Annotated in this window: 11 protein-coding genes; all 11 read right to left on the reverse strand. The window is 64.9% G+C overall.

The window, feature by feature from the left end; translation table 11 throughout:
- The gene (locus L5876_RS04735; RefSeq protein WP_236954949.1) at window positions 1-594 is read right to left on the reverse strand and encodes an OmpH family outer membrane protein; all 594 of its coding nucleotides are present in this window, start codon (window positions 592-594) and stop codon (window positions 1-3) included.
- Between the two features lie 4 nt (window positions 595-598).
- A complete protein-coding gene (bamA, locus tag L5876_RS04740; protein ID WP_236954950.1) occupies window positions 599-2947 on the reverse strand; it encodes an outer membrane protein assembly factor BamA in 2349 nt (782 codons plus the stop codon).
- Window positions 2948-3004: 57 nt separating this feature from the next.
- The gene (locus L5876_RS04745) at window positions 3005-4180 is read right to left on the reverse strand and encodes an RIP metalloprotease (RefSeq protein ID WP_236954951.1); all 1176 of its coding nucleotides are present in this window, start codon (window positions 4178-4180) and stop codon (window positions 3005-3007) included.
- A gap of 8 nt (window positions 4181-4188) precedes the next feature.
- Entirely contained in the window at window positions 4189-5379 is a 1191-nt protein-coding gene (gene dxr, locus L5876_RS04750; RefSeq protein WP_236954952.1) for a 1-deoxy-D-xylulose-5-phosphate reductoisomerase, read from the reverse strand.
- Window positions 5376-6203 carry a phosphatidate cytidylyltransferase gene (locus L5876_RS04755; RefSeq protein WP_236954953.1) on the reverse strand — a complete coding sequence of 276 codons (828 nt, stop codon included), beginning with the start codon at window positions 6201-6203 and terminating at the stop codon, window positions 5376-5378. Before L5876_RS04755 ends, dxr begins: the two co-directional genes overlap by 4 nt.
- Complete coding sequence (locus L5876_RS04760) at window positions 6193-6927, reverse strand: isoprenyl transferase (RefSeq protein ID WP_370469061.1); 735 nt, start codon at window positions 6925-6927, stop codon at window positions 6193-6195. Before L5876_RS04760 ends, L5876_RS04755 begins: the two co-directional genes overlap by 11 nt.
- Before the next feature lie 20 nt (window positions 6928-6947).
- Window positions 6948-7511, reverse strand: a complete 564-nt coding sequence (gene frr / locus L5876_RS04765; RefSeq protein ID WP_236954955.1) for a ribosome recycling factor — start codon at window positions 7509-7511, stop codon at window positions 6948-6950.
- A gap of 22 nt (window positions 7512-7533) precedes the next feature.
- Window positions 7534-8304: a UMP kinase gene (gene pyrH / locus L5876_RS04770; protein WP_336886685.1), complete on the reverse strand. Its 771-nt coding sequence runs from the start codon at window positions 8302-8304 to the stop codon at window positions 7534-7536.
- Window positions 8305-8366: 62 nt separating this feature from the next.
- Complete coding sequence (gene tsf / locus L5876_RS04775; protein ID WP_236954956.1) at window positions 8367-9311, reverse strand: translation elongation factor Ts; 945 nt, start codon at window positions 9309-9311, stop codon at window positions 8367-8369.
- Between the two features lie 112 nt (window positions 9312-9423).
- A complete protein-coding gene (gene rpsB, locus L5876_RS04780; RefSeq protein WP_236954957.1) occupies window positions 9424-10254 on the reverse strand; it encodes a 30S ribosomal protein S2 in 831 nt (276 codons plus the stop codon).
- A 213-nt stretch (window positions 10255-10467) separates the two neighbouring features.
- Window positions 10468-13914, reverse strand: a complete 3447-nt coding sequence (gene dnaE, locus L5876_RS04785; RefSeq protein ID WP_236954958.1) for a DNA polymerase III subunit alpha — start codon at window positions 13912-13914, stop codon at window positions 10468-10470.
- Window positions 13915-14196: the final 282 nt, after the last annotated feature.

Raw genomic sequence — 14196 nt, forward strand, 5'->3', positions numbered from 1 at the left:
TTACTCAGCCGGCTGTTGTTCGCCCTGCGGCAGACGCACGCGGTTCACCGCGGTCGTCGGCAGGCGCTGGTTCAGACGCTCGATCACCGAGTCGGACACGTCGATCGCCGGATCGGCGTACACAACGGCGCTGCGGTCGATCAGGATCTGCGCGCCGCGCTCGGCGACGACTTCCTGCAGGACGGCCTGAAGCGCTTCCAGAACCGGGCGCATGGCCTGACGCTGGGTCGCCTGCAGTTCCTGGGCGAGACGCTGGCGCAGGGCTTCGGCCTGTTGTGCCTGGGCGTTCAGGGCCTGGATGCGCTGCATCAGGTCCGGACGGGCCTGGATCGCTTCCGGCGTCAGGGACGCGGTTTCGGCGTTCAGACGGTCGCTTTCTTCCTGGATCGGCGTCAGCAGAGCCTGAAGCTCGCCGTCCATTTCGGCGCGGATCGCCTGCATGCGGGTCGCGATGTGCTGACCCACCTGGCTTTCGGCAACGATGCGTTCCTCATTCATGATGAGAACATTGGTCTGCGCGTTTGCCGGCGCAGCCATCGCGATGACGGCCGCGGTAAACGCGACGATCAATGCGGGGAGGTGTTGAACTTTCATGTGATCAGAATCCTGTACGTGTGCTGAAGCGGAAGAATTCGGTGCGGTCGTAGTCCTCGTTCACGAGGGCCTCCGCAATGTCGAAGCGGATCGGACCGAAGGGCGAGTCCCAGAAGACGCTGACGCCGGCGGAAACGCGCGGTGCCAGATCGTCAACTGTGAATGCCGCGCCCGGAATTTCGGCGATGCTGCTTTCTTCGTCGAGCAGACCGATCGTACCGAAATCGGTGAAGGCGCTGGCGCTGACCCCGTACTCCTCGGGCAGGCCCAGCGGGAAGGTAACCTCCAGAGTGCCGATCGCATAGAGGCGGCCGCCGAGCGCATCACCTGAACGCAACGCGCCGGTCGTGGCGTCACGCACCACGACACGCGGGCCGACGCCGGCGGTTTCGAAACCGCGGAAGGAGTTGCCGCCCTTGAAGAAGCGGTCGTTGATGCGGACGTCGTCGCCGCCCCATCCGAGAACGAAGCCAGACGAGAAGGTGAATGACGCAACCACATCCTCCCAGATGCCGCGATAGACCGAACCCACAGCCTCCGTGCGGACATAGCGAACATCGCCGCCAAAACCGGCGAAAGATTGTGTGACTTCCGCTCTGAATCCGCGCGTCGGCTGGATCGGGTCATTCGTGCGGTCCCAACGCAGCGTGTAGCTGCCGACCGAGGTGATGCGCTCACCGGCCTGCGACCGCAGCGCGGTGTTGGCACCGGCGAAGACCTGAACGTCGTCATTCCGCAGCGTGTAGGTCAGGCCCAGCTCGGTCGAACGGGTGACGGGGAAGCCGGCGCGCAAGCTGAAACCGGTCGATTCGGTCTGGAAGTTCGCCTCGCGGGCAAAGTCCGACCGGACCTGGAAAAGGTCGAAACCGGCGGCCATGTTCCGGCCCATGAAGCGCGGCTCGGTAAAGCGGACATCGACCTGCTGACGGCGCGAGGACGCGGAAATGCGGAAGCGCAGGAACTGGCCCCGGCCGCGCAGATTGCGTTCGGAAATCGACAGGTCGATCAGGAAGGAGTCGGTCGACGAGAAACCGGCGCCGAAGGCGAGTTCGCCCGTCGGCTGCTCGGTCACCTGAACCGACAGGTTCGCACGATCCGGCGAGTCGCCCTGCGCTTCGACAATCTCGACTTCCTCGAAGAAGCCAAGGCGGCGGATACGGGCGCGCGAGCGGTCGATCAGGACGCGGTTGAAGGCGTCGCCCTCGACCAGCTCCATCTCGCGGCGGATCACATAGTCGAGCGTCCGCGTATTCCCGACCACGTCGATGCGGTCGATATAGACGCGCGGACCTTCGTCGATGACGAATTCGACGTTGACGGTGCGGTTGTCGCGGTCGCGATCGAGGCGCGGACGGATGGTGACGAAGGCGTAACCGGACGATCCGGTCGCGAAGGTCAGCGCATCGACGGCTTCCTCGATCGCATCGGCGCGGTAAAGCTCGCCCGATTGCAGCGGCAGGACGCCTTGCAGGAATTCCTCGGAAATGTCCGGCAACTGGCTGTTCACCGCAATGTCGCCGAAGGTGTAGACGTCGCCCTCATCCACGGTGAAGGTGACGTAGAAGTCTTCCTGGTCCGGGGTCAGCTCGGCGACGGCGGAAACGACGCGGAAGTCGGCATAGCCTTCGTTCTGATAGAACTGGCGCAGCAATTCGCGGTCGTATTCGAGACGATCCGGGTCGTAGTTGTCGTTTGATGAGAAGAAACGCCACCAACGCGATTCCTCGGTGACCAGTTCGCCGCGCAGACGGCGATCCGGGAAACGCTCGTTGCCGATGAAGTTGATACGGCGGATGCCCGTGACCGGGCCTTCGGAGATTTCGAAGATCAGGTCGACGCGGTTCTGCGGCTGTTCGGCGATGCGCGGGGTGACCTGCGCCGCGAAGCGGCCGGACCGGCGATAGACCTCGATGATGCGCTGAACGTCCGCCTGCACGCGGGCGCGCGTGAAAATGGCGCGCGGCTGGGCCTGGATTTCCTCGCTGATGCGTTCGTCATCGAGCGCGTTGTTTCCTTCGAGGATGACGCGGTTGATGATCGGGTTTTCAGCGACATAGACGACGACGATGCCGCCGCGATCCTCGATTCGCACGTCCGAGAACAGGCCGGTGGCAAACAGGGTCTGGATCGACAGATTGATCGATCGCGCATCGGCGACCTGACCCGGCTGGATCAGCAGATAGGAAATGACCGTGTCGGCTTCGACGCGCTGATTGCCCTCGACGAGGATCTGCCGCACCGGCACCTGCTGCTGCACCTGGGGTGCAGGCTGGGCCGCGGGCTCGGCCTGATCCTGGGCCAAGGCCAGCGCGGGGGCCGGAGCCGCCAGCGGAGCGGCCAGCAAAACGGCCATGCATGCATTACGAAGGAAACTCGGTACCATTCGGGGTCCGCCGTCGGATTGGCGCGATCAGAAGAAAACCGTTCGCGCGTAGTTCAGATCATTCCAGGTCGCTACAAGCATCATCCCGAGGACGAGTGCAAGCCCCACACGGAAGCCGATTTCCTGCATCTTTGCACTCATCGGACGCCGCGCGACGGCTTCGTATGCGTAATAGACCAGATGGCCGCCGTCGAGTATCGGGATCGGCAGAAGGTTCACCAATCCCAGTCCGATGGACAGGATTCCGGCGAGACCGATGAGGTTCAAGGTCACATAGCGAAGGCTGTCGGTGGCTGTTTCGCCGGCCTCGATGCTGGAATTGGCCACCTGCCCGGCCGCCGTGAAAATGCCGAGTGGACCGTTCAGCAGCTCTGGCGATGCCCGGAATGTGAGAATCCGGCCGATGTAATTGCCGGTCGAAGCCACGACCTCCCAGACCTGGGAGAGGCCAGCGCCAAGAGCCTCGATCGGTCCATAACGCACATAGATCAGTTCATTGGTGCGCTCCAGGCCGACCTGAGCGATACGGCGTTCGCCGCCATAGCGGTCCGTGACCGTGCGCAAGCGAGACGCCACATCGATTTCGACCGCCCGACCGCCGCGATCCACCAAGAACGTCACTTCCTCACCAGGCCGGTAGAAGAGTTCAGCGGTGATCTCGTTGAAGAAGCGGATCTCCCGGCCGTCGATGCTGACCACGCGGTCACCGGGCTCAAATCCAGCCGCCTCGGCTGGCGACCCTTCCTGCACGCCGGCAACGACTGGCGGGTGTCCGCTGGCTCCAATCGTCATCGCGAGCAGTGTGAAGATCACGATCGCCAGGATGAAATTCGCGATCGGTCCGGCTGCGGTGATGAAGGCGCGTTGCCAGACCGGTTTGAAATGGAAGCAGCGATCCGCGTCCGGCCCGATCTCGGCGCGCAGCTTCGCCAGCGCTTCCTGGTCGGGCGCGCTCGCCGCATTCGCATCGCCGAGGAATTTCACATAGCCGCCGAGCGGCAGGGCGGCGACGCGCCAGATCGTGCCCTTTCGGTCGCGCACGGCAAACAGGGTCGGCCCGAAGCCGAAGGAGAAGACCTCGGCATGCACGCCGCACATGCGGCCGGCATAGAGGTGGCCCAGCTCATGGATGACGATCACCAGCCCGATCACGAAGACGAAGGCGATCACACCAATGGCGCCGAACTGAAAGATTTCCGCCATTCCTGCCCCTATGCGCGCTTCGCGGTCAGACGTTTGACGACCCCGCGCGCCACATCGCGCGTGCGCAGATCGGTCGCGATGGCCTCGTCTATATCCGCAAAGCGTTTGGGAAGCGTTTCCGCCCCGTCCACTTCGTCGAGAGAGTCCGAAACGACCGCAATCATGTCAAGAAAGCCGATGTGACCGTTCAGAAAGGTCTCGACCGCGATCTCGTTCGCGGCATTGAGGGCGGAGGTCATCCCCTCCCCGTGCATCAGCGCCGTGCGTGCCAGCGCGAGTGCCGGGAAGCGTGCCTCGTCCGGCGTCTCGAAATCCAGCTTCGCGATTTTTGCAAGATCGAGTCGCTCGGCCGGTGTTCGCATGCGTCCCGGCCAGGCCAGCGCGGATGCGATCGGAATGCGCATGTCCGGCGAACCGAGCTGGGCCAGTACGCTGCCGTCGGAATACTCGACGAGGCCGTGAATGATCGATTGCGGGTGAACGACGACCTTCACCTGATCGGATCGCAGATCGAACAGGCGGCAAGCCTCGATCACCTCGAGGCCCTTGTTCATCAGCGTCGCGGAATCGATCGAGATCTTTGCGCCCATCGACCAGACCGGATGCGCCAGCGCATCCTCGCGGGTCGCGCGCGCCATCTCGTCCAGCGTCCAGGTCCGGAACGGTCCGCCCGATGCCGTCAGGGTCACGCAATCGACATCGCCGCGATGGGTGTCATCGAGCACCTGGAACAGCGCATTGTGCTCGCTGTCGACCGGCAGGACAGTCGCGCCGACCTGGCGTGCGCGCGACATGAAGAGGTCACCGGAGCAGACGAGACATTCCTTGTTGGCCAGCGCAACCACCCTTCCGGGCGCCAAGGCTGCCAGTGTCGGGGCCAGGCCCGCTGCGCCGACAATCGCCGCCATCACCCAGTCGGCGTCCCGTGACGCGGCCTCGACCAGCGCTTCGGGCCCCGAGGCGCACTCGATCCCGGTTCCGGCCAGCGCGTCCTGCAGCGCGCCCAGTTTCGACGGGTCGGCGATGACGGCCACTTCGGGCCGGTAGCGCCTGGCCAGTTCGGCAAGACCGTCGGCATTCGAATTCGCCGTCAGCGCGACGATGTCATACCGGCCGGCCTCGGCCCGCCCGACGAGATCAAGTGTCGCCAGCCCGACCGAACCGGTTGCGCCCAGGATGGAGATGCGCCGGGCGCTCATGGCCAGATCTCCGGCAGGGCCAGACGCGCCATACCCGCGACGATCACGGCAAGCATCAGCGCATCGACGCGGTCGAGGACGCCGCCGTGTCCGGGAATGATCTGACCGCTGTCCTTCACGCCGAAGCGGCGCTTGAACAACGACATGGCGAGATCACCGCCGACCGAGGCAATGGCCAGAATACCGGCCAGAAGCACGAGCGGCGCGATGACGGTACCGGTTGAAGCGGCGAAGACAGCGCCTGCACCACAGCCGGCCATGATCCCCGCGACGAAGCCGGTCCAGGTTTTGTTCGGACTGGCCTTCGGCCAGAGCTTCGGACCGCCAAGCCAGGTGCCGACAAGATAGGCGGCGATGTCCGCCGCCCAGACGACCGACAGGAGGAAGGCGACGGCCAGAAGCCCGCCGTCCTCATTGCGCAGGATCACCAGCAATCCGGCGGAGGCCGCGACATAAAGGAGACCGAAGGGTCCGCGCCAACGTTTTGCGACGGGCGCGTCGCCGGGAAATGTCAGACCGATCGCACCGGCAATCGGCCAGGCCACCGCCCAGAAGAAATCGCCCTGACCGGCGAACAGGATGGCACCCGCCGCAGACACCGACGCAATTGCATAGCTGCGCGTCGGTGCATCCGGCTGGGCCATGCGCAGCCATTCCCACGCCATCGCAGCGGCAAACGCCGCGACATAGGCGGTGAAGGCCGTCTCGCCGCGCCAGAGCAGGAAGATCGAGATCGGGCCGAGGACCAGCGCCGAGACAATTCGCGGCACCAGAGCCGGATCACGGCGGCGCGGGAGGCGGGGCGGAATGGCCTCAGCGGTCATCGACGCCTCCGAAACGGCGGCGGCGGCGGCGGAATTCGCCGATCGCGGCTTCGAGATGCTCGCGCGCGAAGTCCGGCCACAACACATCGAGGAAGACGAATTCGGCATAGGCGGCCTGCCAGAGGAGGAAGTTCGACAGGCGCTGCTCGCCGCTCGTGCGGATCACCAGGTCGGGGTCCGGCAGATCGGCCGAGTCGAGTTGCGACGCGAACACCCGCTCGTCGATCGCGTCGGGAGGCAGTTTCCCGTCCGCGACGTCGGCCGCGATCTTTCGGACAGCCCGCACGATCTCGTCGCGGCCGCCATAGTTGAAAGCGATGTTGAGGAAGAATTCCGAATTCGTGGCCGTGCGCGTTTCGGCGCGTTCGATGATCTCGACCAGATCATCGCTGAGCCCGTCGCGGCGGCCGAAGATGCGGATCCGCACTCCGTCCCTGGCGAGGCTTTCGAGATCGGCGTCGACGAAACGGCGCAAGAGGCCGAACAGGGCTTCAACCTCCTCGGCCGGGCGGCTCCAGTTTTCCGTGGAGAAACCGAACAGGGTGAGACAGCGGACGCCGAGGTCGGACCCGGACCGGACCACGGCACGCACGGCCTCGACCCCCTGCTGGTGGCCGAAGGCCCGCGGGCGGCCGCGCGCCTTCGCCCACCGGCCATTCCCGTCCATGATGATGGCGATATGGCGGGGGCCGTCCTCTGTCCGACGGGTGTCGGTCACGGGAATCCTCCCCGCATGCGGTCTGTCTAGACCTGCATGATCTCTTCTTGCTTGTGCTTCAGCGCGGCGTCGATCGAGGCAATGGTGTCGTCCGTCATCTTCTGGACGTCGGCAGCCTCTGCCTTGTGTTCGTCCTCACTGATCAGGCCATCCTTCTCGGCCTTCTTCAGCTGTTCCATGCCATCACGGCGCACATTGCGTACGGCGACGCGCGCGTGCTCGGCATAGCCGCCGGCGGCCTTGGCCAGTTCGGCGCGGCGCTCCTCGTTGAGCGGCGGGATCGGAATGCGGATCAGCGTGCCTTCAACGACCGGATTGATGCCGAGCGCGGAATTGCGGATCGCCTTTTCCACGGCCGGGGCAAGCGACTTGTCCCACACCTGGATGGTGACCATGCGCGGCTCGGGCACGGAGACGGTGCCGACCTGGCTGATCGGCGTCGGCGAGCCATAGGCTTCGACACGGATCGGGTCGAGCAGCGCCGCGCTGGCGCGCCCGGTGCGCAGTCCGCCGAATTCCTTCTTCAGTGCGTCCACGGCGCCTTCCATCCGGCGCTTCAGGTCTTTCTTGTCGAACATATCGCCGCTCATCGCGAACCTCCCCGTTCGAAATCTAGCCGGCCGGCTGTTTCGGCCGCTTGCCGATCACCGTCGCGCGGCCCTGTCCGGCCAGAACGCGAGCGAGACCGCCCTTGTCATGAATATTGAAAACCACGATCGGGATGGCGTTTTCACGCATCAGCGTCACCGCTGCGGCGTCCATCACCTTCAGGTCGCGTGACAGAACCTCGAGATAGTCGAGCGTGTCATAGCGTTCGGCGTCGGGGTTCTTGCGCGGATCGTCGGAATACACGCCGTCGACCTGCGTGCCCTTGAACAGGGCATCGCAGCCCATTTCCGCGGCGCGCAGCGCGGCCGCAGTATCGGTCGTGAAGAAGGGATTGCCCGTGCCCGCCGCGAAGATCACCACCCGGCCCTTTTCCATGTGCCGGATCGCCCGGCGGCGGATATAGGGTTCGCAGATCGAGGTCATCGGAATGGCGGACTGTACGCGCGTTGGAACGCCGATACGCTCCAGCGCGGTCTGCATCGCCAGCGCGTTCATCACGGTGGCGAGCATGCCCATATAGTCGGCCGCGGCCCGGTCCATGCCCTTGGCCGCCGCCGACAGGCCGCGGAAGATATTCCCGCCGCCGATGACAAGGCAGACTTCAACACCGGATTTGACGGCTTCGGACACTTCCCGCGCAACGCGCTCGGCGGTGTCCATCTCGATTCCGTATTGCTGGCTGCCCATCAGGGCCTCGCCGGAAATCTTCAAAAGCACCCGCTTGTAGACGGGCTTGGCGACTTCGGGGTCGGATGGGGAGCTGGAATCGGTCACGGCGCTGACACTAGACGAAGCGCGCCGGGGCGGAAACGCCCCGGCGCGGTATCGCTGTGGTTTTACTTCTTGCCGGCCATCGAGGCGACTTCGGAAGCGAAGTCCGCCTCCGGAGCCTTCTCGACACCCTCGCCGAGGGCGAGGCGGACGAAGGCGGTGATCTTCACCGGGCCGCCGACATCACCTTCGGAGTCCTTCAGAAGCTGTTCGATCGTCTGGTCCGGGTTCATGACGAAGGACTGCTTCAGCAGCACGACTTCCTCGTAGAACTTGCGCAGACGGCCTTCGACCATCTTCTCGATGATGTTTTCCGGCTTGCCGGATTCGCGGGCCTGGGCGGCGAAGACTTCGCGTTCCTTGGCGATCGCTTCCGGATCCAGTTCCTCGGTCGAGACCGACAGGGCCGGCGCGGGCGAAGCCGCAGCGACATGCATCGCGATCTTGCGGCCGAGCTCGGACAGCTTGGCCTGGTCGCCCGAGGACTCCAGCGCAACGAGCACGCCGAGACGGCCGACATTGTCGCCCGCCGCATTGTGGATGTAGCTGGCCACAACGCCTTCGGAAACCGACAGGACCGCCGCGCGGCGCAGCGTCATGTTCTCGCCAATCGTCGCAATCAGATTGGTCAGGTGGTCGGAAACGACCGTGCCGTCCTTCGTCTTGGCCGCCTTCAGCGCCTCGACATCACCGCCTTCGGTCAGGGCCAGCTCGGCGAGATCCGCCACGGCCGCCTTGAAGGTGTCGTTACGGGCCACGAAGTCGGTTTCCGAGTTCAGCTCAATCGCCGCGCCGGTCTTGCCGTCGGACGATACCGCCACGCCGACGAGGCCTTCCGAGGCCACGCGGTCGGACTTCTTCGCGGCCTTCGAGAGGCCCTTGGTGCGCAGCCAGTCGATCGCCGCGTCGAGGTCGCCGCCGGTTTCGGTCAGCGCCTTCTTGCAATCCATCATGCCCGCGCCGGTACGCTCGCGCAGTTCCTTGACGAGGGCCGCCGTGATCTCAGCCATCGGTGTTCTCCTGTTTTCTCTGTCTGTGCGGAGGCCACGCCTGCGCCCTGGCAGTCGTGGCCCCGTTGAATCGGTTTGACGTGACGGGCGTTATCGTCCGCCCGTGTGACACTTACGCGTCGGCGTTCTCGGACTTTGCTTCGCCTTCGGCGTCGGCCGGAGCCTCGGCTTCGCCGGCATCCTCGGAGGCAAGCGCCGGCTCGACCGGGTTCTCGGATTCACCGAGGTCCACGCCCATGTCGACCGCGCCCTGCGAGATGCCGTCGAGAACGGCATCGGCCACGAGGTCGCAGTAGAGCGACAGCGCGCGGGCGGCGTCATCATTGCCCGGGATCGGGAAGGTGACGATGTCCGGATCGCAATTGGTATCCACGATCGCGACGACCGGGATGTTCAGCTTGCGCGCTTCCTGAATGGCGATGCCTTCCTTGTTCGTGTCGATCACGAACATCAGGTCGGGAATGCCGCCCATGTCCTTGATGCCGCCGAGCGACAGTTCGAGCTTCTCGCGTTCGCGGGTCAGGTTCAGCAATTCCTTCTTGGTGAAACCCGAAGCTTCCGGGTTGTCGCCGTCGAGGAGCGATTCCAGTTCGCGCAGGCGCGAGATCGAATGGGAAATGGTGCGCCAGTTGGTGAGCGTGCCGCCGAGCCAGCGGTGGTTCACGTAATACTGGGCACAGCGCTTTGCCGCGAGCGCGACCGGCTCCGAAGCCTGACGCTTCGTGCCGACGAACAGGACACGGCCGCCCTTGGCCGCGACTTCGCGGATCTGGACCAGCGCCTGGTGCAGAAGCGGAACGGTCTGCGACAGGTCGATGATGTGAATGCCGGAGCGCTGACCAAAGATGTAGTCGCGCATTTTCGGGTTCCAGCGGTGCGTCTGGTGACCGAAGTGAGCGCCAGCTTCAAGCAGTTGGCGCATGCTGAAATCAGGGAGTGCCATCGTCGTCTTTCCTTCTCCGGTTGGCCTCCGCGGAACAGGGTTCCGGACCGAATGGACCGGAACACCGGAATGGGCGAACGGGATGTCTCCCCGAAACGACCGTGTTCCACGTGCGTGATGAGGCGCGCTTATACGCGCGAATGGTGAAAAGGCAAGCCTGACGCGGCTCCCCGGCGCAGTCACCGGGTTTGGCACGCGTCCGTGACGCGCCGATCAGACGAGTTCGACGCTTTCCACGCCGCGCACGGCCTTGAGTGCCGCCTGAACGACCGCATCGCAGGGCATGCGCTTGGGGAGTTTCAGTTCCGCTTCGCGGCCATGGGCAACCGGAAGGATGAGATGGACCTCCCCGCCCTCCCCGTTGGCGCGGGCCGCCGCGCGTTCCAGGCGGATGCGGACCCCTTCGACCGCTTCGGGCAGCAGCCGGATGCGCATCCCCGCCGCCATGGGCGCCGCGTCGAGCGTCTCGACGCTGTCGGCAAAGAAGCGGAGCTCCTCGTCGCGGCCATCGACCCGCGTCGTCACGATGATGGACGCCCCCGCTTCGAGCGCATCGCGCGAATTGCGCAGCGTTTCGGGCGGGACGAGGATTTCGAACTCGCCGGTGGGATCGGACAGGGTCACGAAGGCGAAGCGCTCGCCGGACTTGCTCGACACCCGCTCCTGACGCCGGCGGACGACCCCGGCCATGCGCAGCGCGGACGCGCCTTCGGACACACGGGCCTGCGCATCAGCGTAGAGCACGACGCCGCGCGCGGCGAGCGCGTCGGTCTGGTCGTCGAGCGGGTGGCCCGACAGGAAGAAGCCGACCGCTGCCAGCTCGTTATCGAGCCGCTCGGTCGCAATCCAGGGCTCGCACTCCGGGAATGGCGGGTGCGCCAGACCGCCATCGCTGGGCGCTGCGCCGCCAAACAGGCTCGATTGTGCGCTTTCGCGCTGTTCGAGCATCGCATTCGAGAGCGACATCAGGACGGGCGCGGCAGCGAAGGCTTTCGCCCGGTCCGGTTCGAGGCTGTCGAACGCGCCAGCGCGGGCGAGGTTTTCCATCGTGCGCTTGTTGACGAGTTTGGGATCGACCCGCTCGGCGAAATCGTAGAGGTCCTTGAACGGTCCGCCGGAGGTGCGCACCTCCACCAGGTGCTCCATCGCCGCCATCGAGACATTGCGGATCGCGCCGAGCGCATAGCGTACCGAATTGTCCTCGACCGAGAAGTCGGCCTGGCTCGCATTCACGTCGGGCGGCAGGACGGTGACGCCGATCTTGCGCGCCTCCTGGAAGAAGAGCGCGAGCTTGTCGAAATTGTTGCGGTCGAGGCTCATCAGCGCGGCGAGGAATTCGACCGGGCGATGGGTTTTCAGCCAGGCGGTCCGGTACGCGATGGCGGCATAGGCCGCGGCGTGGGACTTGTTGAAACCGTAACCGGCGAACTCGTTGACGAGTTCGAAGATGTGGGCGGCCTTGCCCTCGCTGACCTCGCGTTCGACGGCACCCTCGATGAAGCGCACCCGCTGGCGGTCCATCTCCTCCTTCTTCTTCTTGCCCATGGCCCGGCGCAACAGGTCGGCTTCGCCGAGCGAATAGCCGGACAGGATCTGCGCGATCTGCATCACCTGTTCCTGGTAGATGATCACGCCATAGGTCTCGGAGAGGACGTCCTTCAACTTGGGATGGAGGTAGTCGACCTGGGCCCGGCCGAATTTCCGGTCGACATAGACGTCGATATTCTTCATCGGGCCCGGCCGGTAGAGCGAGATGAGCGCTATCAGATCCTCGATCTGGTCGGGCTTCATCTTCTTCAGCGTGTCACGCATGCCGGTGGATTCCAGCTGGAACACGCCGATCGACGCACCGGTGCCGAGCATCTCGTAGACTTTCGGATCGGCAAAGCCGTCCGCGTCGAGATCCGGCACTTCCTCGCCCTGAAGCGCGATATATTTCAGTGCGCGGGCAATCACGGTCAGAGTCTTGAGGCCGAGAAAGTCGAACTTCACGAGGCCCGCCGGCTCGACCCATTTCATGTTGAACTGGGTGGCCGGAATGTCGGAGCGCGGATCGCGGTAGAGCGGCGTCAGTTCGACGAGGCTGCGGTCCCCGATCACCACGCCGGCGGCGTGGGTCGAGGCGTTGCGGTAGAGCCCCTCAAGCTTGAGCGCGGTTTCCAGCAGTTTCGCAACCGCCGGATCATCGTCGCGCATCTGCTGAAGCTTGGGTTCGCCCTCGATCGCCTGCGACAGCGTCACCGGATTGGCCGGGTTTGCGGGCACGAGTTTGGCGATGCGGTCGACAAGGCCGAGCGGCAGCTGCAGTACCCGGCCGACATCGCGCACGACGGCGCGCGCCTGGAGCGTACCGAAGGTGATGATCTGGGCGACATGGTCGGAGCCGTAGCGCTCCTGCACATAGCGGATCACCTCGCCGCGGCGCTCCTGACAGAAATCGATGTCGAAGTCCGGCATCGAGACGCGTTCGGGATTGAGGAAGCGCTCGAACAGCAGGCCGAAGCGCAGCGGGTCGAGGTCGGTGATGGTCAGCGCCCAGGCGACCACGGAGCCGGCGCCGGACCCCCGGCCCGGCCCTACGGGAATGTCGCGCGCCTTCGCCCACTGGATGAAGTCCGACACGATCAGGAAGTAGCCCGGGAAGCCCATCTGGCGGATGACGCCGATCTCGTAGTCGAGACGCTCGCGATATTCGGCTTCCGGCGCAGCGGGTTCGATCGTCTTCAGCCGATGGGTCAGCCCGTCATGAGCGCGTGCGGCCAGCTCGTCGGCCTCGTCGCGGCCGTCGGCGGTCTCGAAACGCGGCAGGAGCGGCGGCGAGGTCACAGGCCGGAAGGCGCAGCGCCGGGCAATCTCGATCGTGTTTTCAAGCGCCTCGGGCAAATCCTCGAAGCGCGAGGCCATTTCGTCGGCGGTGGCGAAATGGTGATCGGGCGTCACCCGGCGGCGGTCCTCGACGGACAGATAGCTGCCCTCGGAGATGCACAGGAGCGCGTCATGCGCGGCATGCATGGACGGATCCGGGAAATAGGCTTCGTTGGTCGCGACGAGCGGCAGGTCGCGGGCGTAGGCCTGTTCGACCAGCCAGTGTTCGGCCTCGAGTTCCTCGCGGCGGCCATGGCGCTGCAATTCGACATAGAGCCGGTCGCCGAAAATCTCCTGAAGTGTCGACAGCCAATGGCCGGCATCGCCGGTGCGGCCATTGACGATGAGCCGGTTCAGCACGCCGTCCGGACCGCCTGTCAGCGCGATCAGGCCTTCACCATGAAGCTTCAGCCGTTCGACGGTGATGTGGGGCATGTCGGTCGGGCCGACATCAAGGAAGGCGGCGCTCGATAGCGCCATCAGATTCCGGTAGCCGGCCTCGCTCTGGGCGAGCAGGACAATCGTCCCGTCCGGCTCGATCCGGTCGCCCGGCCGGCCTTCGAAGACCGAGACCGAAAGCGTGCAGCCAACGATGGGCTGGATGCCCGACCCGGCCAGGGTCTCGGAGAATTCCAGTGCGCCGAAGAGATTGTTGGTGTCGGTCAGCGCCACGGCCGGCATGGCGTATTCGGCGCAGAGCGAGGCCATGTCCTTGATCTTGATCGCCCCCTCCAGCAGCGAATACGGCGAGCGCGTTCGCAGATGGATGAAGCGGGGCTGACCGGTGGTGAACATGGCGTGGTGGGGGCCTCTCTCCGCGCGGGCGGAGGCGCGGCGTTCGGCGCACCTCCGAGTCAGCCGTCAGACTAGACGATGGCGGGCGCGGACAGAACCGATCCCCACACCAGAACGACGTAGGAAAAACCCACAAGGGCGATGGCGGCGGAAATGTCGGCGATCGTGCGGCGCATGGTGAACTCCCCCGTTCTGACAATGTGTTTCGCAGTTCGTGTTTTGTTCTTTTCACGTTTTGTTCTGCATGTCAAACAGAAATCGAATCAGCCGGGCCGATGCCCG

It is taken from the genome of Hyphobacterium sp. SN044 (assembly GCF_021864465.1).
Lineage (GTDB): Bacteria > Pseudomonadota > Alphaproteobacteria > Caulobacterales > Maricaulaceae > Hyphobacterium.